This window comes from Flagellimonas sp., from assembly GCF_965222555.1.
Classification (GTDB): Bacteria; Bacteroidota; Bacteroidia; order Flavobacteriales; family Flavobacteriaceae; genus Flagellimonas.
In genome coordinates, this window is record NZ_CBDCUG010000003.1 from 142,559 (window position 1) to 165,203 (window position 22,645).

The 22,645-nt window shown below is 37.2% G+C and carries 18 protein-coding genes and 1 tRNA gene; 5 read left to right on the forward strand and 14 right to left on the reverse strand.

Annotated features, from left to right (window positions below; genetic code table 11):
• Positions 1-3 precede the first annotated feature (3 nt).
• From ACOQO1_RS04125 to ACOQO1_RS04175, 11 genes are all read right to left on the reverse strand, one after another.
• Positions 4-2,103, reverse strand: coding sequence for a family 20 glycosylhydrolase (locus ACOQO1_RS04125; protein WP_420601591.1), 2,100 nt, complete (start codon positions 2,101-2,103; stop codon positions 4-6).
• Between the two features lie 126 nt (positions 2,104-2,229).
• The gene (locus ACOQO1_RS04130) at positions 2,230-5,052 is read right to left on the reverse strand and encodes a hypothetical protein (RefSeq protein ID WP_420601592.1); all 2,823 of its coding nucleotides are present in this window, start codon (positions 5,050-5,052) and stop codon (positions 2,230-2,232) included.
• 764 nt (positions 5,053-5,816) lie between these two features.
• Entirely contained in the window at positions 5,817-6,263 is a 447-nt protein-coding gene (locus tag ACOQO1_RS04135; RefSeq protein ID WP_420601593.1) for a hypothetical protein, read from the reverse strand.
• Between the two features lie 29 nt (positions 6,264-6,292).
• Complete coding sequence (locus tag ACOQO1_RS04140) at positions 6,293-7,072, reverse strand: hypothetical protein (protein ID WP_420601594.1); 780 nt, start codon at positions 7,070-7,072, stop codon at positions 6,293-6,295.
• Between the two features lie 170 nt (positions 7,073-7,242).
• A complete protein-coding gene (locus tag ACOQO1_RS04145; protein ID WP_420601595.1) occupies positions 7,243-7,653 on the reverse strand; it encodes an antibiotic biosynthesis monooxygenase family protein in 411 nt (136 codons plus the stop codon).
• A gap of 10 nt (positions 7,654-7,663) precedes the next feature.
• The gene (locus ACOQO1_RS04150; protein WP_420601596.1) at positions 7,664-8,191 is read right to left on the reverse strand and encodes a cytochrome b; all 528 of its coding nucleotides are present in this window, start codon (positions 8,189-8,191) and stop codon (positions 7,664-7,666) included.
• 8 nt (positions 8,192-8,199) lie between these two features.
• A complete protein-coding gene (locus ACOQO1_RS04155; RefSeq protein ID WP_420601597.1) occupies positions 8,200-8,979 on the reverse strand; it encodes a hypothetical protein in 780 nt (259 codons plus the stop codon).
• Between the two features lie 104 nt (positions 8,980-9,083).
• Positions 9,084-9,518 (reverse strand): MarR family winged helix-turn-helix transcriptional regulator, encoded by a 435-nt coding sequence (locus ACOQO1_RS04160; RefSeq protein WP_420601598.1) that lies wholly within the window; start codon positions 9,516-9,518, stop codon positions 9,084-9,086.
• Between the two features lie 308 nt (positions 9,519-9,826).
• Positions 9,827-11,761 (reverse strand): glycoside hydrolase family 3 protein, encoded by a 1,935-nt coding sequence (locus ACOQO1_RS04165; RefSeq protein WP_420601599.1) that lies wholly within the window; start codon positions 11,759-11,761, stop codon positions 9,827-9,829.
• A 259-nt stretch (positions 11,762-12,020) separates the two neighbouring features.
• On the reverse strand, positions 12,021-12,719 hold the full coding sequence (locus tag ACOQO1_RS04170; RefSeq protein ID WP_420601600.1) for a LytR/AlgR family response regulator transcription factor: 699 nt from the start codon (positions 12,717-12,719) through the stop codon (positions 12,021-12,023).
• A 6-nt stretch (positions 12,720-12,725) separates the two neighbouring features.
• The gene (locus ACOQO1_RS04175; RefSeq protein ID WP_420601601.1) at positions 12,726-13,718 is read right to left on the reverse strand and encodes a sensor histidine kinase; all 993 of its coding nucleotides are present in this window, start codon (positions 13,716-13,718) and stop codon (positions 12,726-12,728) included.
• 216 nt (positions 13,719-13,934) lie between these two features.
• Here ACOQO1_RS04175 and ACOQO1_RS04180 point away from each other — a divergent pair, with 216 nt between their 5' ends.
• Genes ACOQO1_RS04180 through ACOQO1_RS04190 form a run of 3 tightly spaced genes read left to right on the forward strand, consistent with a single transcriptional unit; the run spans position 13,935 to position 17,697 of the window.
• Complete coding sequence (locus tag ACOQO1_RS04180) at positions 13,935-15,245, forward strand: serine hydrolase domain-containing protein (RefSeq protein ID WP_420601602.1); 1,311 nt, start codon at positions 13,935-13,937, stop codon at positions 15,243-15,245.
• Between the two features lie 4 nt (positions 15,246-15,249).
• Positions 15,250-16,113, forward strand: coding sequence for an ABC transporter ATP-binding protein (locus ACOQO1_RS04185; protein WP_420601603.1), 864 nt, complete (start codon positions 15,250-15,252; stop codon positions 16,111-16,113).
• Between the two features lie 3 nt (positions 16,114-16,116).
• Positions 16,117-17,697, forward strand: a complete 1,581-nt coding sequence (locus tag ACOQO1_RS04190; RefSeq protein ID WP_420601604.1) for a hypothetical protein — start codon at positions 16,117-16,119, stop codon at positions 17,695-17,697.
• Positions 17,698-17,699: 2 nt separating this feature from the next.
• Here ACOQO1_RS04190 and ACOQO1_RS04195 read toward each other — a convergent pair whose 3' ends face one another.
• Complete coding sequence (locus tag ACOQO1_RS04195; RefSeq protein ID WP_420601605.1) at positions 17,700-17,936, reverse strand: DUF5777 family beta-barrel protein; 237 nt, start codon at positions 17,934-17,936, stop codon at positions 17,700-17,702.
• 230 nt (positions 17,937-18,166) lie between these two features.
• Positions 18,167-18,243: transfer RNA gene (locus ACOQO1_RS04200), tRNA-Arg, on the reverse strand.
• Between the two features lie 63 nt (positions 18,244-18,306).
• On the opposite strand from ACOQO1_RS04200, the gene ACOQO1_RS04205 reads away from it, so the two are divergent.
• Positions 18,307-18,819 (forward strand): adenine phosphoribosyltransferase, encoded by a 513-nt coding sequence (locus tag ACOQO1_RS04205; RefSeq protein WP_420601606.1) that lies wholly within the window; start codon positions 18,307-18,309, stop codon positions 18,817-18,819.
• Here the strand turns inward: ACOQO1_RS04205 and ACOQO1_RS04210 are convergent.
• Positions 18,816-18,959, reverse strand: coding sequence for an SsrA-binding protein (locus tag ACOQO1_RS04210; RefSeq protein WP_420601607.1), 144 nt, complete (start codon positions 18,957-18,959; stop codon positions 18,816-18,818). The two genes, ACOQO1_RS04205 and ACOQO1_RS04210, sit on opposite strands and share 4 nt — an antisense overlap.
• 513 nt (positions 18,960-19,472) lie before the next feature.
• On the opposite strand from ACOQO1_RS04210, the gene ACOQO1_RS04215 reads away from it, so the two are divergent.
• The gene (locus ACOQO1_RS04215; protein ID WP_420601608.1) at positions 19,473-22,604 is read left to right on the forward strand and encodes a VCBS repeat-containing protein; all 3,132 of its coding nucleotides are present in this window, start codon (positions 19,473-19,475) and stop codon (positions 22,602-22,604) included.
• Positions 22,605-22,645 lie beyond the last annotated feature (41 nt).

Consider the following 22,645-nt stretch of genomic DNA (forward strand, 5'->3'; position numbering starts at 1 on the left):
GGATTAATCCTTGGAATTGATCAAAACAGTTTCATAATTAATGGTTTCATCCAGTTTTTCCAAAAATAGGATTTCTGCAGAAAACTGCCAGTCAAAAGATAAGGATTGGTTGGCTAAATGTACATGATGATCTTGGTCTAAAATATAGTCATCAGGTTTGTTGAGTACTCGGGTTTTGCCATAAACAGATTCCAACTCATTTCTAAGTGTTGAAAATTGTTCGTTCAGTTTTGTGAGCTTTTCCAAAGCTTGTTTTCTTTCTATAATATTGGATGCAAGATCAAATTCGTTTAATTGTAGGAGGATGGTGTTATTGAACCGGACTAATTTGTTCACTTGTTCATAAATCTCCAAATTGTATGTGTTTCGCTTAGCCAGATTTTTCATCTCGACAATCTTAGCCGCAATAGTATCACATTTGAGAACTGTTTCTTTGGCCCCATTTATTCTATCAGCATATTTTTCTGACCATTTTCCTGGGGTTTCGGTATTTGGTAATTCAATGACCAGCTTTTCCTTGGCATTTGGGTTGCTCATCAGATAATTTCTGCTATTCCCCTCCAACAATAGATTTTTCCATTGGGCCACGGGGGCTTCCAAGGTATCTATAAACGCATATTGGTCTTCGGAAAGTGTGCTTGAATATTCTCTGTGGCGGTATGCGGATTTAATTTCATCCTTGGTTCTTTTATCACCGGCCCAAGTATATTCGGCAAATGCCAGAATGCCTCGCATATAGAGTTCAAAATGTGGGGAATCGTCGTCCCAAAGGGTAAGTAAAAGGCCATTTAACCCACTTTCTATAGATGACAGGGCAAAGGATTTGATGTTGTCGATATTGCTCTCCCGTTGCGGCATTAATACCCATCTTGTTTGCCCAGCGGTAGCTCCCATTACTTGGAAACCATGATTGCTGAACCAATTCATGGCCTTACTATTGCCATAGGTTTCTGGGGAATGATAGTTCCAGCGCATATAAATGCAGTTTTTGGGAAACTGATCTAGAAATTCGACCAATTTGTGTTCATTTTCTTCCCAAATTTTATCTACCTCTTGTTTACTGATTTCCGTGTTGAACATAGGGTTATAAACATCCGCATGCTTCAGGGGCATATCATCCCAAAATATAGGAATTCGATCATGTTCTTCGGCAAATTTGCAAACTTTGTCCAACCATTGTAATTGTAGTTCTAGGGCAGATTTACCACTGCCGCGCCCCGTTGTGTGTACTTCATCACCTCCAACATGGAGGTATTTGCCGTTTGGGGTTGCTTCAATGGCTTCCTCATACAGGTCAAACTGGACCTTGTAGGTTTCAGGGTCCAATGGATTGTAAGCCCAGTCACTTTTTGGGTCGTCTCTGAGATGTTTGTATTCCTCATGTTTGAGCACAAAAGACGAATGCCCTAACCCTTGCATGAGCGGACTGATTTCTATATTTCTTTCACTGGCATAATCTGAGAGTTTTTTCCAATCTTCCTTGCTCAATGCATCTGCGGAGCCAATTTTAGGATGGCGCTCAAATTTGATTTTATCTTCTACCTCTGCTATAATGGCGTTGATCTTATAACTGGCCAATTTGTCAATAAGTTGATAGTAGTAATCCGTTTTTTCAAGGTGATGTTTGATATCCAAATGGATAGACCTATATGCGAGAAGCGGAAAATCCTTAATGCTGCATAAGGGGAGATGGACATCCTGTTCTATGGCGTCTATGGCAAGCTGTTCCAAAGTTTTGAAGGCATAGAACAATCCTGCTTCATCTTTACCAGTTAGGATGATCTGGTCATTTTGAATTTGGAAAATATATCCTTCCGTAGGTACATCCAAACTTTCGTCAATGCTATAGACCACTTGTGCTTTGGATTTTTCATCGGATTGTTCAAAACTCCCTAAAATGTTGCCCAAAACAGGAAGGTCATCATTACTTTCAGAGAAAATGAATTGTAACTGATCAACCTTTAAATTGCTTATCCCGGTAATTTCAAATTCCTGTGGAGAAGGCAATAGTTCAAAATTACCTAGCTTTTTTTCTACTTGCGGTCCACACGCATTTAAAAAGGCAATCAGAAAAAGGTAAATTATTGTTCTCAATGTTTTCATGCAGTTTAGGTTTTGTTATGCAATTAGGGCAAGATATAAAAAAGTATCATTAAAATGTGTACGATAACATTTTTTATTTCAACATAATATTTTATTCCTGTTATTATCATAAAATTGACCCCGTTATTATTTTATTACGGCCCAGGTATAACTATTGGGTTTTACAGTGACCTCGAGGGCTACGGTATAATCCCGGGTTAGCGCATATTTCTTTACTGTGCCATTTTCCAATGCTATTTTGGCATTGTCGGTAAGACCTGTATAATATAGAGGGACTTTTATGGTTTTCGTAATTTCTTTGTCGGTTGGATTGTAGACCATCAGCATACCTTTTTCTTTTCCATTTGGATTGACACTGAGCCAATAATCGATATCACGACCATCTGCCCTGCGTAAATGGATAATATCTCCTTCAAGTACTTCCCTATGTTTTTTAAACCACTTAACCACGCGTGAAACCATTGTTTTTGTCTCATCTGAATCATAAAGTCTTGGACCACGATAACAAGCTTGGACCCCTCCTCCAAGATTGCTCACCATCATCATTTCATAATGCGAGAGGTGTTCTTTCAACGGTTCAATGGTTGCAGCGGCACCGCCTCCGTGATATTCGGTGAGCGGCACAAACATCCAGCCCATGGAAGGCGTTTTTTGCCATGCTCCATCGTAAATGTTTTGCCGTGTATGGATAAGTTGTTGACTACGCGGCAAACTCCAATTGACTTCTCTATAGCCCATTCCACATTTATTACCGCCGGCCATATAATAATAGTCGGGGATGTTAAGGTAAATGCCATTCGCCCGACACCATTGGTAGAATTTGGAAATGGTTTCATATTGCTCCCATCTAGAATCCTCCAAGCCTTTATGCCCAGGATGATCTTGTGATGTGCAAACATCCCCGGGGTAGGAACCATCGTGCTCTAGCAGGGTAAAGCCTGTTTTTTCATAGAAATTATATAGTTTTTTAAAATAATCTTGTCCCCATTGACTTTCAATGCAAGGTGAGTTGCCAAAGGTTGGACGTTGTCCAGGAGGCATGACAACATCTTGCCCGTTACCAATCCTTCGAGAGGCGAGGAGGGAGTATCCTCCAATTTCAACGCCTTTACTTTTGGCATAATCCGCATATTTTTTCATTTTAGCTAAATATTGTTGACTGTCGTCTTCAATATTGAATCCACTACCGAAGGTTAGGATGACCATTTCAAATCCAGCTTCGGATGCTTGGTCAATAGCGGTTTTAACCCTTTCCCAATCAGCAAAACGGGCATGCATCATAAGGGGATTTTCAGTCGTCCATGGAGCAAGGGTACGGTACATTCTTCGTAAGGCAAGCCCTTGTCTTTCCCTGTCATAGCTATCATTTGGCATTACAAAAGTGCGAAAGGTCTTAAAAGTTTCACCAGGAGCGATAGTTTTGGCAGGACCAATTTCAGGGCCTACATTGAGCAAGCACGGTGTAACCCGGAGATAGTTGACTTGAGTGTGATAATCTGGATCGGGCAACCAACGTACGGCATGGTGGTTTGCATCTTCTACATTGAAACTGGAAAAAGCATAATCCGTTTCCACATGGATATTGGGAGTAGGAACATTGAATTCACGTGTTTCCACTGCAGACCCATATTCAACAGCAGCAATAATCTCACTGATAAACTTGTCTACCGTTATGCTCTTTTCACTATTGTTTTTTAGGGTAAGCCATTTGGCCATTACCGGAATCCCATCATACAGTTCGTAATGAACAGAGAGGGTAATGGCTTCTTTGTTTAAACCAGTCCCTGCACTTTTGGAAAGGCTTGCGTAATCAGCATAACCCATGACCTGCATTCTAACCAACTCTCCCGGATGGGTTTTATCATCCACTCCCTCTCCTTTTGCATTGGTCTTGCCTACTCGTACATGTGTTGGCATAGTGTTGAATGATGTAAGTTTTTCAATGGTACGCCAGTCACCACCTTCTGGTTTTGCTTCACAAAAAACTGCTTTGTCTGTAATCCGATAGCGAAGTGTCCAGGGTTTTGTCAGGTCCAATACTTGACGACCCCCGGCAGCTTTGTTTTCTTTTTGACCGTCCCATAGACCAAACATGGCCACTCCATCATCATAGCTGTTACCGCCTGGGCGCAAGTAGAATTTTACTGTTTTGTTGGGCCAAACAAGGGTGATTCCGGGCCCATAACTTTTGCTTTTATCCGTTCCCACATTAAAGGTAACTTCGATGATTTTTGCGTCGGAATCCAATTTTTTTTCAATGTACACTGCAGTGTTGGCAGGTGTATAGATTTCCCCTATTTTCCCTTCATTTTGGAAAGAGGAACGCTCATGCGTTTTGGAATAGGTGGTTTTCCAAATATCGTCTAGGGAGTTAAAATTTGTATGATATAAGGTTTTTCTACCATAAGGACTGGGAAGTAAACCATCCCCTGTCAACAAATTTTCAGGTTCGGGCATTTTATAATCCATGCGGAGGTGAACACCCTTTGGAGGCCATTCCGAACCATTGGCATAATTCCTGACCTGCTTCCATTGAAAGGGCGCTTTGGGCTCGCTAATTTCATGACCAATATATTGTAGGGAGGAAGGGTCTACCTCCATGTCCGCTATCCATTCGGATTTAAGGAAAGCATAGTTAGGTTGCCCTTTTAAGCCTCCTACATCGTAGTTGACCCCATTGATTTTAACCACAGCTTCTGGTTTGATGCCCCTAAGGAGTGATTCACCGGTAACCAAATTATCGAGGCGAATTGTAGCAGCGTTGGGAGATATGCGGAAAACACGCCTAATAAGGCCATTGGTCATTTCCAACTCGTTTTCGGCTTGTGTTACTTCGGCCTTGTACGATGACCCGTCTATCAACCAATCAGTTTGGGCCCATAAACAAGGCAAATTGCAATGAAAGACAGTAATGATAAGTGCAATGGAAAGATACTTGTTGATTGTCATAAAGGTTTGGTTACAACATGATTTTTTAAACCGAATAGGTATTGTAAAAGTTCAGTATTAAAAGTAAAATTGGAAGTCAACCTAATCCGGATTATATTTTTGGTTGAATATAGTCACTTTGAACTTTTCTTGATGTGCAGGCCGCATTTCAAAAATGGATTTAAAAGATTGCTTCTATCTTCAAAAAGAAGGGTAAAGCAACCTTTTATTAAATCCACTTTTCATTGGTAGTTTGGTTGTTACCGGTTTATAACCCATCAGATTTCATCTGAAATAAGAAGGGTTGGTTATTTAGGTGAGACTAATATAGTTTGGTTAGGAATGGGTTTCTACAGAAAGTTTGTCATATTTCAATACTTTTTTTGCAGAAAGTGTTTAAAAAGTTAAATTTTGGTCTAATTCTGATTTATTTTCATAGAATTAAAGCAAAATGACACCGATAAAACCGTAATCTTTTTATGGTGAATACCTATTTGTTTTTGGTAAGTGAAGTAGAAAAAAATTCACGCTGCTCAGACTTTGGGTAATAAAAAGAAAGTATACAGGTTTATATTTTTGTAAGCTTCTTTGTAAAAATCATTGACCTAATTATTGAAAATCTATTTAACGGTGGGTAAATTCATTTGTTACATTCTAAAGCTAGCAATGTGATTTTCAGATCAAGGTTCGGATGTCATAAATCAAATTGTGCAAAATCTTGGTCTTATGGGATAATCTTAAAAACAGGAACAACGGAAAACCACCTATCGATGATTTTAGGAACCTTAGTTTTTCAATTTTCCTGAAAGTTGCAGTCCTGATTTGATATTTAGCCCTATCAAGGTTAAATTACTAAGTCCAAATACAAATTCTGCAATTTGCGCATAAAGGAATGTACTGTCAATGGATATGTGGTTTGCACGATAGTATAAGAATATTACCAATGAGATCAGGATAATTCCATTGGCCATTACCAGCTTCATCCTTTTTAGTTTTTTTAAAACGATTGGATGTTTTGACTTTCCTGCCAATTTATTTCCTGAAATCGCCAAAGATGGCATTGCAATTACAAGAATTGGTAAGGCATATAGAATTCCTGTTTTTACAGCTTTGATCAGTGTTTTATCTGCAATTAATTCTGCTCTTAATGATACAATAAAAAATGTGCTGATTGTTATTACTGCTATTATTGTAGCTGTAATATGTATTACTAATAAGTTCTTTCTTTTCATTTTGGGATGTATATCTTTGGTTCTCTCCCTTATTTAGTTAAATAGCTAACTCCTAAAAGGGCAATTGTACCGTCTATAAGGATGGTGTAATAAAAATCACGGTGTTTTTCCGTGCAATAAGCGATCAAGAGTATTTGCATAAGAATAGCAAATACAAACAACGGTGTCGACATTGAAAAAGAAGAAACAATACCAAGGCTTACCAATACTAGCATCAACAGTGCGATTGAAATAATTTTAGCATTTTGGACACCCACTACTTGCGGAATTGTTCGTTGCGATGGTGAATCATATTTCAAATCTCGAATATCGAAAGGAATGGACACTGCAACAAAATATAGATAGTGCACTGGAATAAAAACCAGGAGTATTTCCCAATTGTGGATATTTTCATTTACAATGGGAAACACCACTATAATTCCGGTCCATGTCAGGGCAATTAAATGAGCTTTAAGATGGGGTAATTCACGTAAATTCTTGCTCCCTATTCGAACGACATAGTAAAAAGAGATAATTATGGCCCCGCCCATTAATATAGTTATCATGGGCGATATGTTATTTAACAATAGGATGAAGAAGTACCCTCCAAGTAATCCGCTAACAATACTTAGAACAGTTACTAATTTTCTATGCTTACTTACCCAATCCAACCATCTTGTTTTTGTTTCCAAAGTTGCTTTTACAACTCGTTGACCATTATATACACATAATGTGGAGAAAAAGGCGAATAGTCCGTAGTGCAAATAATTATCCAGATTAAAAACATTGGCGATACCTGAGGCAAGAACGCCTGCTGAAGTTGCTATCACGAAATTTAAATGGACAATATAGTTTAGAACCTCCTTGAGCAATCGAGTTTGCAAGTTTGAATTACAGTAGCATGAATTGGATAGGTGAGAATGAATTTATTGGAGCTTATCATGTATGCAAACATCTGCTTTACGAAATTATCCATATAAATTAATAGTGGGAGTACCGTTTACTTCCTGATTACAGTATAAAGGGATGGATTGGCTTTCAATCCTTCTGGGGGTGGAACCCCTAGCTCTTTAGCCATCTTTTTGCTGGCGTCCATAAATGCTTTTGGACTTTCCCATACGGCAACATTTATCAATTCAAATTTGGTATCATCCTTAATTGTTTGATGCAACTCTGTAGAAATGTACCCGGGCTCTTTTTTAAGGAAATCTCGGCAAGCTTCCCAATATTGTATTGATTCTTCCAATTTTCCTTCCGGTACTTCAAATGGGTTTATAAGAATAATGTGCTCTGAGTTACTAGTTTCCATGTTGGAGTTGTTTTTTTGGTTTTCCCTATTATCACATGAGCCCGTTGCTATGAGCAAAATTGCTGCGAATATTGTTTTTGAAATCTTTAGAGATGTATTCATGATTCAATTTTTATGACATTCTTTTTAATGTGTTTTCCTTTGTCAATACATAATGTTTTATCACACCCAAAACGTGCAGCACCAGCAATAGCATCATAATGGTTGCCAATAGTCCATGGGCTTTAAGCGGAACTACATTTTCTTTCGCGAGAATTAAATCTGGTTTTGCTGATTTTATGGCATCTAGATAGCCGCCTGTAATCATAGTTGCTAATCCAGCTAAGGAAATTCCAATCAACAAAAAGTAAAATGCATTATGAATCCAAACTGCTAATTTATCGTTGAATTTGGAGCCCGTTTTTAAATCGTCAGGTCGCTTGGATTTAAAAAAAAGATAGCTTCTCACAAGCGTTAATACGAAAACGACCATTCCAAAGATGGCATGAATTTTCAGCAACCCCATTTTTTCTGAAGGTTCAAGTCCGGACATATATTTGCCCAAAGGAAACAGGGCAATTATGAGCAGCGCGGTAATCCAATGTATTGCAATGGTTCCCTTACTATATTTTTGACTTAAATTGTTTTTGATTTCTTTCATAGTTCACTTCATTCCCCATTAAATTCTTCAAAATCTCCCAACCAAAAGACGCCAACGGGGTATATTTCATAGTTGGCAATATTTTCCTTTACAAAAGGGAGATTGTTACAGATTTCTTTTGCTTCCTTTTCAGTATTTACATTAATAAAAAACACAAAGTCGGTTTTGTCGTTCATCTTTTGCGTGCCCTCTATATCAAAATACACATTCTCAATAGTGGCATCGTTCCATAATGCTAAAATGGCATCCGCCTGCGATTTGGTAAGGTCATCTGTGGTATTCTCCCAATTGTCGGATGTCCATACAGCGACATAGGAATTTGTCAGCCCTTTTTCTAAAATTTTATCATGATCACGCCCTAACCATTTAAGTCCTACAGGATGTATTTTATAAGAGGCTATTTCTTTCTGAACGAGTGTAAGGTCATTTAGAATGTTCTCAGCTTCCGTTTCAGATTTTGCTTTTAGAAAGAAAAAGACATTTGGAAAGTACTCAAACTTGTCAATGGTTGCATTGGAATCGTAGTAAGCATCTATAACAACACCTTCCTTCCAAAGCTTGTTGATCTCATCGGAGATAACCACAAGGTTTTCTTCCACCAGCTGTTTGTTATCAGTCGCCCATTTCCATACTATGGCATAATTCTGTTTCCCAATGTCCGAATCATGGGTTTCAACCTCTTGTTGCTGTTCAACTTCGTTGAGCTTTGCATTCTCTTTAGATTTCTCCTTACATGAAAAAGTAATCGCGAGAATACAAGCTGCGATCAGGACTTTTCTTATAATCATACCGTTCATGATTTATGGTTTCTAGTGTGATGAAGCAATCAAATAATTGCTGTAGCAACTATGGTTTAAAACAATAATTGTCATGACAAATTTATGAGAAAAAATTATTGCCCCAAATTTTCGAGCATTTTTTTTGCGGTCGCGTTAAAAGAATCAACATCTTTAGAGTCAATGCCCTTGGTTGCTTTTTTTAGGATTTCCTTTGCCAGAGGTTCTATGTTATCACGAATAGTTTTGCCTTCATTGGTAATATGGATCTTCCAAACCCTTCTGTCATTGGAATCCATTTGCCGTTTTACCAATCCTTTTTTCTCCAGTTTGTCCAGTATACGCGTGATGTTGGCATTGTCTTTAAACGTACGCCTGGCAACTTCTTTTTGGGATAGGCCGGAGTTTTCACTCAACCGATTAAGAATGGCCCATTGCTCCGGGGTAACATTTATTTTGTTTTTACTCAATGCAGCGGTCATTTCCCTTTTTAATAAAAGTGCGGTCATATTGATCAGATAACCAGCTGACCGATCTAAAAATGATTTCATTTACTTGTCATGTAATTAAATAACATGACAAATATACGGCATTCCTCTATTTTTTAAACCTATGTTTATCGCCTTTCGGCAACCAGGAAAATAAAATTTTATGAAATCCAATTGACGTGTGAGCAATATGTGTCTAACCCAATATTCAGTTGAGAGATTTTGGTTCGATATTCCATTGGGGTCAATTCGTACTTGCGTTTAAACGCCACTGAGAAATTAGTTGCTTTACTTTTCAGCTTTTAACAAGGAAAATTGGAATGTCCGAGTTTCGTATTGCGCCTTAAATCATTGATAAATCAAAACAAGTATCAATATTTTAGGCCAAATCCAAATTCGAACAATGGGTTCTGACTATCATATGGAACGTCAGTTTTTTGATCTCTTACGGCATTCATTGAGGATGGTAGTTCAAAAGGTAGTTTCCCCTGAGGTTCAGAATTTCCAAAAAGAACTTCACATACGGATTTATCGCTTGCTCCAAAATCGGCGATGACAGCCGCTGCATATTGTGTAATCTCTGGAATAACCGCTGGTCTATCCAAATAGATGTTTACTATGGTAGGAACTCTTTTCAACAAATTCAAAATTTCCTTTTTTTCCTTAGCTTTAAAATCTAAATCCCCATGATGAAAAGATGCGGCGATAAAGTTTTTTGTTTCAACTGGATACCATGGTGTATTTAACCTTAAAATCGCGAAATCGGCCTCCTCTGGCGATGAAACGACTTTTGCATATTTAGCAACTGCAATACTGTCTAAATTTTTAATATAGACCTTATGCTTTTTTTTAGCCAAGGGCAAGGTCGAGTTTTCATTCTTTAATAAGGTCATGGAAATCTGTTGTGTTTTTTCTCCCAGTATTTTTGAGTTTTCAGCCCCGATGATTTCGGTAACTTTCGTTTCATCCACGAAGGGATTATCAAACAGGCCCAGCTCGAATTTTTGCCTTAGTAAACGTCGTACAGATGTATCAATTCTTTCCTCTTTGATTTTGCCTTCAGTCGCTAATTGTACCACCAACTCTGGTAGACTCTCACCACCAAATTGGTCACACCCTACCTCAATGACTTTTAAGACACGTTCCGCTGCGCTTAAATGCTCAACACCCCAGGCTCTTGCTTCCCATGTTACATCCGGTCCCATGGGAATGTCGGTGAGCAACCCCCAATTGGTGCAAACTACCCCATCATAATTGTATTTTTCCCTCAATAATGTTGTAATAATTGTTTTGTTGAAGGCCATCGCAACATTTTCATCAGTCTGATCTGTTGGAACGCCATAATATGGCATAACTCCTGCAGTATTACTTTCAAAAGCTGCTTCAAAGGGAATTAAATGGTAATCAAAATTATCACCTGGATAGACTTGTCCTTTATGGAAAATAAAATCTGGGTCTAAACCCTCTTTTTGGGGACCACCCCCAGGGAAGTGTTTTGTCATGCAGGCTACTCCATTGGTCAATTTTTCACCTTGTAGCCCTTCAATATAGGGCTTTGCTAAACGAGACGTTAATGAAGCATCTTCACTGAACCCACCACTAATTCGAGCCCAGCGTGGTTCCGTAGCCAAATCAATTTGTGGACTCAAAGACTCTCGGAATCCAACTGCCATAAATTCCCTGCGAACAATATTGGCGAACTGTTTGACCAAATTTTCATCACCAATAGCTGCAAAACCGGGCATTTCACAAAACTGGGTAAACCCTGGAGAAGCTACATCGGTATTTTTTTTGTTAAAATGATGTCTGGGGTCAGAAGCCATGGTTATGGGGATACCCAATCTTGTATTTTCGGCCAGCTGCTGAACATTATTATACCATTTGGCCAAAATGCTGAGGTCATCAGGAATATCCCATGTATTAAAATGGGCCATTTTCTTGGCACTCATATTTTCCGTGATGGGAGGTTGGGTTGCCACAAACCCCTTTAAGCCTTGTTTGCCGTCAGGAACAGCATCAGTGCTTACTGGCACGCCGTTGATAAACATCATCCCAGCTTTTTCCTCTAAGGTCATCTGACTTAAAAGATCTTCAACTCTTTCATCTATGGATTGGCGGACATCTTCATAGATGTCCATCTTTTTGTTTTTATTCAAATCCCTAAAGACCCACCCATCTTTTTCCAGTACCACTTGGGATTTATGATAAAGCTTTGATGACAATTGATTTTGTCCATTCTTAATCTTAGAATCTTTACATCCCAGAAATATAATTAGCCCGAAGATGAGTGATAATAGTTTGTTCACTTGATTGGTTTTGTCTATAATGACTTAAAAATACGACTAAATAACAGTCCTAAAACAACAAACCCTGCATGAAAATGCGGGGTTAAACTTTAAGTGACCTCAACAGGACTCTAGCGTTTTTTGCAATTTGTGGTTATATATGTTTTGAGACGACTTTACAAAATCTATGAACAGAATTGTTGTCAATCTATTTGACATTCATTCTAAAGTTACCAATGCCAAATTTTTAAATCACAATATTTATTTGATTTGTAATGGGCTATATTTTTTTTAAAACTTGTTTTCTATAAGATTTTCCTATGGTCAAAATTTTATCGTTTGCCAAAACAACTTGATTTCCATCTATCAACTTTAATTTATTAAAATTGATGATATAGGACTTGTGGATTCTCATAAAATATTCCGGCAACTTTTCCAAAAAATCCGATAAAGTTTGCGGGCTCAATATCATCTGGTCAGTAAAAATTTTTATATAGTTGCCATACGCTTCCACATAATAGATTGACTCAAAATCCAACCTGATTATTTTCTTATCACTTTTAACAAACAAAAAATTCTCTGTCTTCTCCTTTGGGGAAATTGAAACAGAATCAATAGACATCGGTTTTTTTTGAACCTTTAGTACTGCCTGTATAAAGCGCTCCATTGAGAATGGCTTTAACAAATAATCGGTTACGGAAAGTTCAAAACCTTCTACTGCATGTTCTGGGTAAGCTGTAGTTATTATTACACTTGGCTTTTTTTGTAAGGTCTTTAATAATCCCAAGCCTGAGAGTTTAGGCATGTTAATGTCTAAAAAGAGTAGGTCAACATCATTACGTTGTAGTTGCTCCATTACCTCAAAAGCATCTTTGCACGCCGCAACCAATTCCAAACTGGAAATTTCCTTGATATAACTCTCTAAAATTTGCCTGGCTATGGGCTCATCATCGGCTATGATACATTTTAGCTTTTCCATTTCCACTTATAAGTTTAAAGTCAATTGAACTTTATGGCAATTATTCTTTTCCGTAATGGCCAATTTATGTCTTTCCGGATAAATTAGAGACAACCGTTTTTTTGCATTTCTTAAACCAATTCCACCAGTATGGTTCTTTATACCATTTTTTTGCTCTCTTTCTATAGGTTTAACCGGGTCAATGGTATTGGAACACAAAAAATATAGGGTATTGTCAGCAACTTTTAAATCAACCTCAACACTGCTTCTTTCATTTTTTGGACTGCCCAAGTGTTTAAACGCATTTTCCAGAAAAATAATCAACAACATTGGAGCTATGGATTTTGAGCCCACTTCTCCGCTTACCCTAAAATCTATATCTGTTGTATCACTGAGGCGTATTCTTTCAAGGGCCACATAGTTTTCAATATATTGAATCTCTTTTTCCAATGAAACCACACTTTCCTTTGTATCATACAGACTATACCGTAATAAATCGGAAAGTTTTAGCATTAGGTTAGGCAATTTATCCGATTTAACAACGGACAGCCCATAAAGGTTATTTAAGGTGTTGAATAAAAAATGAGGATTCAATTGACCTTTAAGCAGTTGAAGTTCAGCCTCTTTGTCCCTATGGCGTTTACTGTAATTATCACGGGCCATCTTTATGGCCATTCCAAAGATCAATGCCAAAACCTGCGCTCCTAAAAAATTTAAGAACATTCCCCATTCATAGGATTCTTCCCCTAGTAACTTTCCCAGTAAAAAAGTGGAAACAAATGTAAAAGCTGTAGCATTTAACACAGAAAACAACACAAAAAGCCCCATCTTTTTATTGAACAAGGGAAGAATCATAAGATTCTGGATATAAATAGACGGTGCAAACAACAGTATGCCCACAACTCCAGACAGCAATCTGTTATCACTCTGTATAGTAGCAGTAAAAATAAGAAACAGGCAAAACCAGATAAATAGGTTTTGGACAATCTTATTATCTACTAGGGCATCAAGTCTTGACATTTTTTCTTATTTGATTCACAACAAATGTATATCCAAAAGGTCATAAATACTTTTTTTAATGACCAACAAACCTTATTGCGGTGTAAACGGTTAAAAATAGATGACATTCCATTAAAATAGCCTTGAACACGGGTTTCCCCTCCTTTGTCATTATTGTTTTGTAAAAGGTTTTTCTCATTGGATTTTTGGGCCATTAATCTTTTAAAACATCAGATAATGAAACAAATACAACAATTTTTGACCTCACTACTTTTATTAGCTTCACTTTTATCGGCAGCACAATCAAAGAAACTCCCCGACCTAATTTCCAAGTACAACTCCCATTTAAATGACCTAAACCAGGGGATAGGTATATTGATCAAGAAAGATGGAAATACAACCTTTGCCAATGCAGGCAAGTTCAACTTTAACCAACATACCGTATTTAACATAGGAAGTGGCACTAAGAAAATTACTGCCATACTTCTATTGCAAGAGATTGAAAAAGGAAATCTAGCGCTCACTGATTCCATAGGTAAATATCTGGATCCTATTGAACATGTTGATGGGTCTTTGACCATTGAAACCCTCTTAAGGCATAGGAGTGGGCTTGGAGAACTCGTGGGTAGAAATTTTGAAGGCACCTTTTTTGCCAAAAGTGATAGTCTTTACAATTCAGATTTTCTAGGAAAAATTCCGGAAAACAATCCTGAAATGATAGGCAAACATGAGTACTGCAATACAAACTATATTTTGTTGGGTCACCTTTTGGAAAAGATAACCGATCAGAACTATACTGATTTGTTGCGTGAACGCATATTTGAACCTTGCGGTATGAAAGAATCCTACCCTTATGTTTCAAAAAACCTTAAAAACCTTGCTCCACCAGTACATAATAAAGAAAATGTTTTCGCTTATCTGGATTATAGATTCTTCGCCAAATATGCATTCTCAGCCGGAAGCATTGCCTCTACTTTAAGCGATATGGCCAAGTTTTACGAGCATCTTTTTGAGAAGAAAACCTTGCTGAACGAAACCTCCCTTGAACTATTGACAACTTTTGATGATGCAGATTATGGACTTGGTATGATTAAATCATCCAAAGGATACATTGGGCATGGAGGCAATAATCTAGGATATGCTTACAGGGAATATTATAATAGGGAGAACAAAAACTTGATTCTTTACTTCTCCAATGCCCATATGGTTCCCTTTGATAAAATGATTAGAAACGAACTTTTTGACTTCATGGAAGGAAAAATCAGTTCGGCAACTTTTAAAAATAACATTGCAGCCGAATACAAACATGCTATTGGAATCTATGAATTTGATGCCGCGGGGCTAAAAATGGATATAGAAATCCTAGAGGAGGAGGATAATCTATACATATTGGCACAAGGAGCAAAAGTACTTCTAGTGAGCACGGAGCAAAACAAACTGGTCAATGGCACCTTTGGTGTAGAATTAGAAATTGACCCAAGCAATGTAGATCAATTGACTTTTAGACAAAATGGATTGGAAACAACTATTAAACGGATAAAATCTTAATGCTATGAAGTTAGAAATTCAAAATGTATCTAAAAAATATAGTCAAAATAAATATGGTCTTCAGGATTTTTCACTTACAGTAGAAAATGGAATTCTTGGACTGTTAGGCCCCAATGGAGCAGGAAAATCAACCCTGTTGAGAATGATTGCAACGGTAAACAGACCCAGTAGCGGGCTTATATCCCTTAACAAAAATAATATTGGAAAAGACCCCAACTACATGCGACAACAACTTGGTTTTTTGCCTCAGGATTTTGGGGTATACCCTAACCTAAATGCCTATGAGTTTTTAAACTATATAGCTGCGGTAAAAGGAGTGGGAGGTAAAAACTTAAAAAATAGAATTTCCCAACTGTTAGAAGGCTTAAACCTTAGCGCAGTAGCCCATAGACCTATTAAAGGCTATTCGGGCGGAATGAAGCAAAGAGTGGGGATTGCCCAAGCACTTTTAAATAACCCAAAAGTCATCATCTTTGATGAACCTACTGTCGGATTAGATCCTGAAGAACGGGTAAACTTTAGGAACTTAATTTCCAATCTGGCCCTGGAAAGTATTGTAATCCTGTCCTCCCATATTGTATCTGATATTGATACTATTGCAGATAAGGTTGCGATTATGAAAAATGGCAAGTTGCTATTACACGGAACCCAAAAAGAGTTAATATCTGAAGTTACAGATGCTGTTTTTGAAGTAACCATTCCAAAAGAACAATTACCTCAATTTAAGCAGCTCAATGTTGTGGTGAGTACTTCTAGAAATTCAGAAGGGATTACGGTAAGGTATATTACTGAAAATCCATATGAAAACTCGATAAAAAAGCAAGCCACTCTTGAAGATGCTTATTTGTTCACCACAAAAAACAACTAAGTCATGAAATCAATGTTCAACATCATTAAATATGATTATTTGCAGCGCACCCGGAACTATCCCTTTTTAATTGTTCTTTGTGCAACCTTGGCCATTGCCTATACATTTGTACCAGAACCCAATGCCACATATTCAACCATTAGGATTGGAGATTATGTAGGGTTGTACAATTCAGCATGGTTTGGGTATGTTACCGCCGTCATGTCTTGCATTTTTTTATCGTTAGCAGGGTTTTATTTGGTCAATGATGGCATAAAGAAAGATACAGATACCAAGGTAGGGCAGATAGTGGCTTCTACACCTGCCAGTAATTTTAAATATCTATTTTCAAAAGTATTGAGTAATTTTCTAATGCTTTTAACCATTGTCTTCCTTGTTTTTTTAATGGGAATCATCTTGTTTTTTTGCTACCACGATGGTTTTACCCTAGAACTGATGCAATTCGTAAAACCTTTTGTTGTCATCACTGTTCCTGCAATGTTTTGTATTTCTTGCATTGCCGTTGTATTAGAAGTTCTATTGGGAAAATATAAGACCATACAAAATGTACTTTTCTTTTTCCTATTTGTTGCCATAATGTTGTTTACCCCTAAAACAGAAGGAGAGTTCACCTTGGACCCCTTTGGAAATAAAATAGTGGTACATCAAATGGAAGCCTTGGTAAAAAAAATACCAAATACAGCCGAGAAAACAAATTTGACCATTGGTTATGTAATTGGAAATCTCCAAGATTCGAAAAGATTCATGTTTGATGGAATGGATTTCACCAACTTGTTTTTACTAAGTCGATTAGGGTGGATTTTTTTAGGCACATTGGCAATTATGGTTATTGCTTTCAAATTCCACCGATTTGACCTAAAACAAAAAGCATCCTTAAAAGTAAACGCCTCGGTGGCCCTAAAAGAAAAGACAGCCCATACCGAAATAGTCTCATCCCAATTGGCGCTTGCAAACGAGAATTTTAGCATTGCATCAATTTTAAAAACAGAAATCTTAATGCTTCTTAGAAAGGGAAAAAGATGGACTTGGGCATTAAATGTAGTTGGTATGGCTTTATTAGTGGTTGTTCCCACAAAAATTGCATTTTCAATGGTATTGCCCATACTATGGTTTTTACAGGTAAACCGTTTGTCAGAGCTCACTATTAAAGAACAAATCCATAATATGAGCCAGTATCTATATACGTCTTATAACCCATTGGGAAGGTTATTTCTGTCTCAACTTTTGGCTGGCATTATTTTAATGATTTCCTTGGCATTGCCATTTGTCTTAAAGCTTTTGCTTACGGGTAACCCAACAACTGCTTTTTCCATTATATTGGGAGCTGTGTTTATAGTGTTCTTGGCATCTGCATTAGGTATTGTCTCCAAAGGAAACAAACTTTTTGAAGTACTGTTCTTCTTTATCACTTATGCAAACATCAATACCATTTCTTTTGCAGAATATTATGGAAGTTTATCTCACTCCCCAATTTATTTCTTAACAATTTTTGGATTGATTTTGCTTTTGGGAACCTTTATTTTCTTGATGAAGAAAGTAGAACTGGATGGAACAGTACCGTTCAATTTTCCGTGGTCCAAATAAATCTATTCGGGTTTTTGATTTGCTTGTTGCAATCCTTTCAATTTTCGATTAAAACGGATAATATAGGTGAAATTAAAACCAAAATTGAGATTGGGGTTCTTAAAATTGAAGTTGTTCCTTGTTCCCAAAATAAAAGAGCTTTCAACTATGCTTGACGCATTGGTAAACATAAATTGAGGCAATACATCTCCAAGTTCCCAAATAACATCTGGTCCAGAGAACCACAAGATGATGTTCACTGAGTTTGAATCCTTTGATTATGACTTATTGGTTGGTATCATGTTCACAGCACTTTAGTGTTTCAGAGAATTTTGAGATTTAATAAACTCTAAAAAGGTATTTACAAAATTTATTAATCGATTTGTTGATGTCTGAAACCAATGAATTCAGATAAATGATAGTCCAAAAACAACGAAACCTTGCAAAATCTAAGATTTGCAAGGTTTTTAATTCGTTTGGAGTTTCCTCTTGGTGACCTCGACAGGATTCAAACCTGTAACCTTCTGAGCCGTAATCAGATGCGCTATTCAGTTGCGCCACGAGGCCTTTTTAATGGGGTGCAAATATATTTCTTTTTAAATTTACGACAAAACCTAGTAATCAAAAATTATGGATTTTGAATCCTATGTTCGTGATATAGAAGACTTTCCCAAACCTGGAATTACTTTTAAGGACATTACACCACTTTTAAATGATTCAAATGCATTGATTGAGGCAAGCGATGCCCTTTATCAACTTGTTGATGGTCAAACGATAGATAAGGTGGTTGGAGTGGATAGCAGGGGGTTTATTTTTGCTCCAATGTTGGCCTCAAAACTTAATGCCGGTTTTGTACCTGTTCGAAAAAAGGGAAAGCTTCCTTATAAAACCACTGCTGAATCCTATGCGTTGGAATATGGTACCGATATTCTTGAAATTCATACGGATGCAATTCTCAAAGGTGAAAAAGTTTTGGTGCACGATGATGTATTGGCTACAGGAGGAACAGCCAGTGCAGTGTGCAAATTGGTTGAAAAATTAGGAGGAGAGGTTGTGCAGTGCAACTTTCTGGTTCAGCTTGGCTTTCTGAACGGAGCTGATAAGCTCAATGGATATGATATTAAATCCTTGATCGAGTACTAATCCAATGCCCTTGTGGTTACAAAATAACGCCATCCTATAATCGCCAGCTGTAATTTGGATGCCTTGGAGAGATCCAATCTTCTTTTGGTGTATGAAGGGAGTACTAGCCTGTTGACTTTTGCCAAGAATTTGTAAAACATAACTTCAGTGGTTGGTCAATGCAAAGATAGCCAAAGTTTTAGCTTCTTAACATTTATGGAAAAGTACCACTTTACTTAGTTAAACTTAATGTATGGCATATTGTGGTCTGTTAACCTGAAAAATTACCATTAATAGTAATCTGATGGAATTAAGGCTATGAATAAGATGGATGTTTATTAACCTTGTTTTGATGTCATTTTGGAAAAGGTTAATAGGTTTGAGAACACCCAACATCTTCTTGGATAAGGCATTGGTCTAAATAATTTAAGACCCCTGAACATTTTAATTATTTTGAAAGCCACGGCAATTTGTAAGAAAACTGATATGTATTGGTGATAATGAAAAAGACGCAGAAAAAAATAATTTGTTTTCAACTAGGGATTTTGATAACACTTCTTATTCCGGGCTTTGGTAATTCACAAAATCATAAGAGGTTTACACTATTAAAGCCATCTTATACTGGGGTCAAATTTAAAAACACAATAAAGAGCACTAAGGATAAAAATATCTTGTTGTATGCTAATTTTTACTCTGGTGCAGGTGTTGGTATAGGAGATTTTAATAATGATGGTCTGCAGGATATTTATTTTGCAGGGAATATGGTTCAGGACAGAATTTATCTTAATCAGGGAAATCTAACCTTTAAGGATGTCACTAAAGAAGCTGGAATAGTTGATGATGATGGTTGGTCAGCTGGGGTCACCATTGCAGATGTGAACAATGATGGCTATGTTGATATATATGTCAGCAGGGAGTTATATGATTATAATCCCGAGAAGAGAATCAACTTTTTATATATTAATAAGGGGGATGGTACTTTTGTTGAATCAGCAAAAGAGTATGGCGTTGCAGACTCCCAAAGGACCAGACATGCCGTTTTTTTAGATTATGATCAAGATGGTTTTTTAGATATTTTCTTATTGACTCAACCCCCAAATGCAGGAATTCTATCTGAGTTTATTGGGTCAAACAAACAAAAGGCTGAATCTCATGTAAGATTGCTAAGGAATACTGGTAAAAATTCATTTGAAGATGTTACTGAAAAAGCGGGAGTTAAACGTTCTGGTTACCCCAATGCTGTTTGCGCTGCAGATTTGAACAATGATGGATGGGTGGATTTATACGTGACAAATGATTTTAAAGAGCCTGACTTCCTATTTTTGAACAATAAGAATGGGACTTTTACCAATGTTGTGGATTCGTCAACAGGGCATATTTCACATTTTGCTATGGGAGTGGATATTTCTGATATCAATAACGATGGTCATTTAGATGTATTTGTGGTTGATATGGTTGCAGAGGATAATTTTAGATTGAAATCCAATATGAGTGGAATGGACCCTGAGGCCTTTTGGAAAGTAGTGAATAAAGGAGGCCATTATCAATATATGTTCAACACCTTACAATTAAATAATGGTAATATGGTGTTCAGTGATGTGGCCCAAATGACGGGAATGGCCTCAACAGATTGGAGCTGGTCTAATTTAATGGCTGATTTTGATAATGATGGATTGAAAGATACCTATGTTACCAATGGATTATTACATGATATCATGAATACGGATGCCGATAAGGCAGTGGCCGACTTTATCGATAAAACATCTTATGAATGGATTTTGGCACATCCAGATGGAGGGGGTATCACCAGCATCTTTGATATTTTGGATTTACAGAAAGCAGTAAATATGGTTCCTTCCAACCCTATATCCAATTATGCTTTTAAAAACAAGGGAAACCTACAGTTTGAAAAAGTAATGGATGAATGGGGCTTGGAACAAAAATCTTTTTCCAATGGCTCTGCCTATGCCGATTTTGATAATGATGGAGATTTGGATTTGGTGGTCAATAATGTTAATGAAGAGGCATTCATTTATCGAAATAATTCCGAAAGCCTACCTAATTCAAATTTCTTTAGAATTAAATTGAAAGATAGCAAGAACAGACCAGTATTTGGAGCAAGGGTGACATTGTTTTCCAAAGAAGGGATGCAGATTCAGGAGACAACAAATGTTCGTGGGATATATTCCTGTAGCGAGCCCATTGTGCATTTTGGTTTGAGGGAGAATCAAAAAATAGATAGCCTGAAGATTTCTTGGCCCAATCATAAGGAGACAATGCTCAAAAATCTTACTGCCAACCAGGTAATGGAATTGGATATGGATAAGGCTATGGAGCCGCGAAAAATTCCTGACTCTCCAACTCCTATTTTTAAAGAAGATACCAAGTCAAAAGCTATAGAATTTGTTCATCAAGAGAACATTTTTGATGATTATGGGTATCAAGTGTTATTGCCCCATAAAATGTCTCAATTTGGCCCAGCAATGGATGTTTCGGATATTAACAATGATGGACTTGAAGATATTTTTATAGGAGGAGCTACGGGGAATAGTCCCATTTTATACATCCAAAACCCAGGTGGACAATTTTCAAAAAGTTCCCAAGCCTTTTGGGAAAAGGAAAAGGAGCATGAAGATTTGGATGCTTTGTTTGTAGATATCAATAATGATGGCCATCAAGACCTATATGTGGTAAGTGGGGGCAATGAGTTCCCTGCAAATGCTTCATATTACGTTGATCGTCTTTATTTAAATGACGGGAAAGGTGATTTTTCCGAAAGAGTAGAATTAAACGAAGTGCAACAGAGCGGGTCAATAGTAAGGGCAGAAGACTATGACAAGGATGGAGATATGGATTTGTTCGTAGGAGGAAGACATGTTCCCCGCCAATACCCCTTACCGGCATCCAGCATACTTTGGACCAACGACAATGGTAAATTGGTTGACAATACTGATACTTTGGCACCAGAATTAAAGGATGTTGGCATGGTTACAGACGCAGTTTGGGCGGACTATGATAATGATGGTGATTCTGATTTAATCGTGGTTGGCGAATGGATGCCCATCACGATTTTTACAAATGATGGAGGAAGATTTTCCAAAACACCGATAAATGGACTGGAAAATTCTTCGGGATGGTGGTTCAGCATAGAAAAGGGTGATTTTGATCAGGATGGGGACATGGATTTTATTGTAGGTAATTTGGGATTGAACTACAAGTATAAAACCTCAAAAGAAAAACCTTTTGACATATATTATGACGATTTTGATAAAAATGGATTTGGAGATATTGTCTTGGGGTATTATAACAGTGAAAAACATTATCCATTAAGAGGCTTTTCATGCTCTTCCCAGCAAATACCTGGCCTAAAGACAAAATTTGAAAAGTACGATGTTTTTGCTTCTTTAGAAATAGACCAAGTATATGGAAAAAGAAATTTGGAAAAATCCTTGCACTATGAAGCTAATACCTTTGCTTCTTCTTATTTGGAGAATTTAGGAGATGGAAGTTTTAAATTGTCTGATTTGCCACATCTTGCCCAGCTTTCCAATATAAATGACATTTTAGTGGATGATTTTAATGTGGACGGTAATTTGGATGCTTTATTGGTCGGTAATTTATTTGTTTCTGAAGTGGAAACACCCAGAAACGATGGAGGAACCGGTCTTTTGCTATTGGGTGAAGGCAAAGGTGGATTTCAAGCAGTTTCTCCATGGGAAAGTGGTTTTTATGCTAGGGGAGATGCTAAAAAAAATGACACCTATTTTGGTGTCGGAAAAACCAAAAATAGTAGTGGCGAACAATAATGGGCCATTACAAATTTTTGATTTGAACAAAAAATAAAGGG

Excerpts from the sequence above, each read along its gene's own strand:
- ACOQO1_RS04125 (WP_420601591.1), bottom strand. The coding sequence starts at position 2,103 with ATGAAAACATTGAGAACAATAATTTACCTTTTTCTGATTGCCTTTTTA.
- ACOQO1_RS04130 (WP_420601592.1), bottom strand. The coding sequence starts at position 5,052 with ATGACAATCAACAAGTATCTTTCCATTGCACTTATCATTACTGTCTTT.
- ACOQO1_RS04135 (WP_420601593.1), bottom strand. The coding sequence starts at position 6,263 with ATGAAAAGAAAGAACTTATTAGTAATACATATTACAGCTACAATAATA.
- ACOQO1_RS04145 (WP_420601595.1), bottom strand. The coding sequence starts at position 7,653 with ATGAATACATCTCTAAAGATTTCAAAAACAATATTCGCAGCAATTTTG.
- ACOQO1_RS04150 (WP_420601596.1), bottom strand. The coding sequence starts at position 8,191 with ATGAAAGAAATCAAAAACAATTTAAGTCAAAAATATAGTAAGGGAACC.
- ACOQO1_RS04155 (WP_420601597.1), bottom strand. The coding sequence starts at position 8,979 with ATGATTATAAGAAAAGTCCTGATCGCAGCTTGTATTCTCGCGATTACT.
- ACOQO1_RS04160 (WP_420601598.1), bottom strand. The coding sequence starts at position 9,518 with ATGAAATCATTTTTAGATCGGTCAGCTGGTTATCTGATCAATATGACC.
- ACOQO1_RS04170 (WP_420601600.1), bottom strand. The coding sequence starts at position 12,719 with ATGGAAAAGCTAAAATGTATCATAGCCGATGATGAGCCCATAGCCAGG.
- ACOQO1_RS04175 (WP_420601601.1), bottom strand. The coding sequence starts at position 13,718 with ATGTCAAGACTTGATGCCCTAGTAGATAATAAGATTGTCCAAAACCTA.
- ACOQO1_RS04180 (WP_420601602.1), top strand. The coding sequence starts at position 13,935 with ATGAAACAAATACAACAATTTTTGACCTCACTACTTTTATTAGCTTCA.
- ACOQO1_RS04185 (WP_420601603.1), top strand. The coding sequence starts at position 15,250 with ATGAAGTTAGAAATTCAAAATGTATCTAAAAAATATAGTCAAAATAAA.
- ACOQO1_RS04190 (WP_420601604.1), top strand. The coding sequence starts at position 16,117 with ATGAAATCAATGTTCAACATCATTAAATATGATTATTTGCAGCGCACC.
- ACOQO1_RS04205 (WP_420601606.1), top strand. The coding sequence starts at position 18,307 with ATGGATTTTGAATCCTATGTTCGTGATATAGAAGACTTTCCCAAACCT.
- ACOQO1_RS04210 (WP_420601607.1), bottom strand. The coding sequence starts at position 18,959 with ATGTTTTACAAATTCTTGGCAAAAGTCAACAGGCTAGTACTCCCTTCA.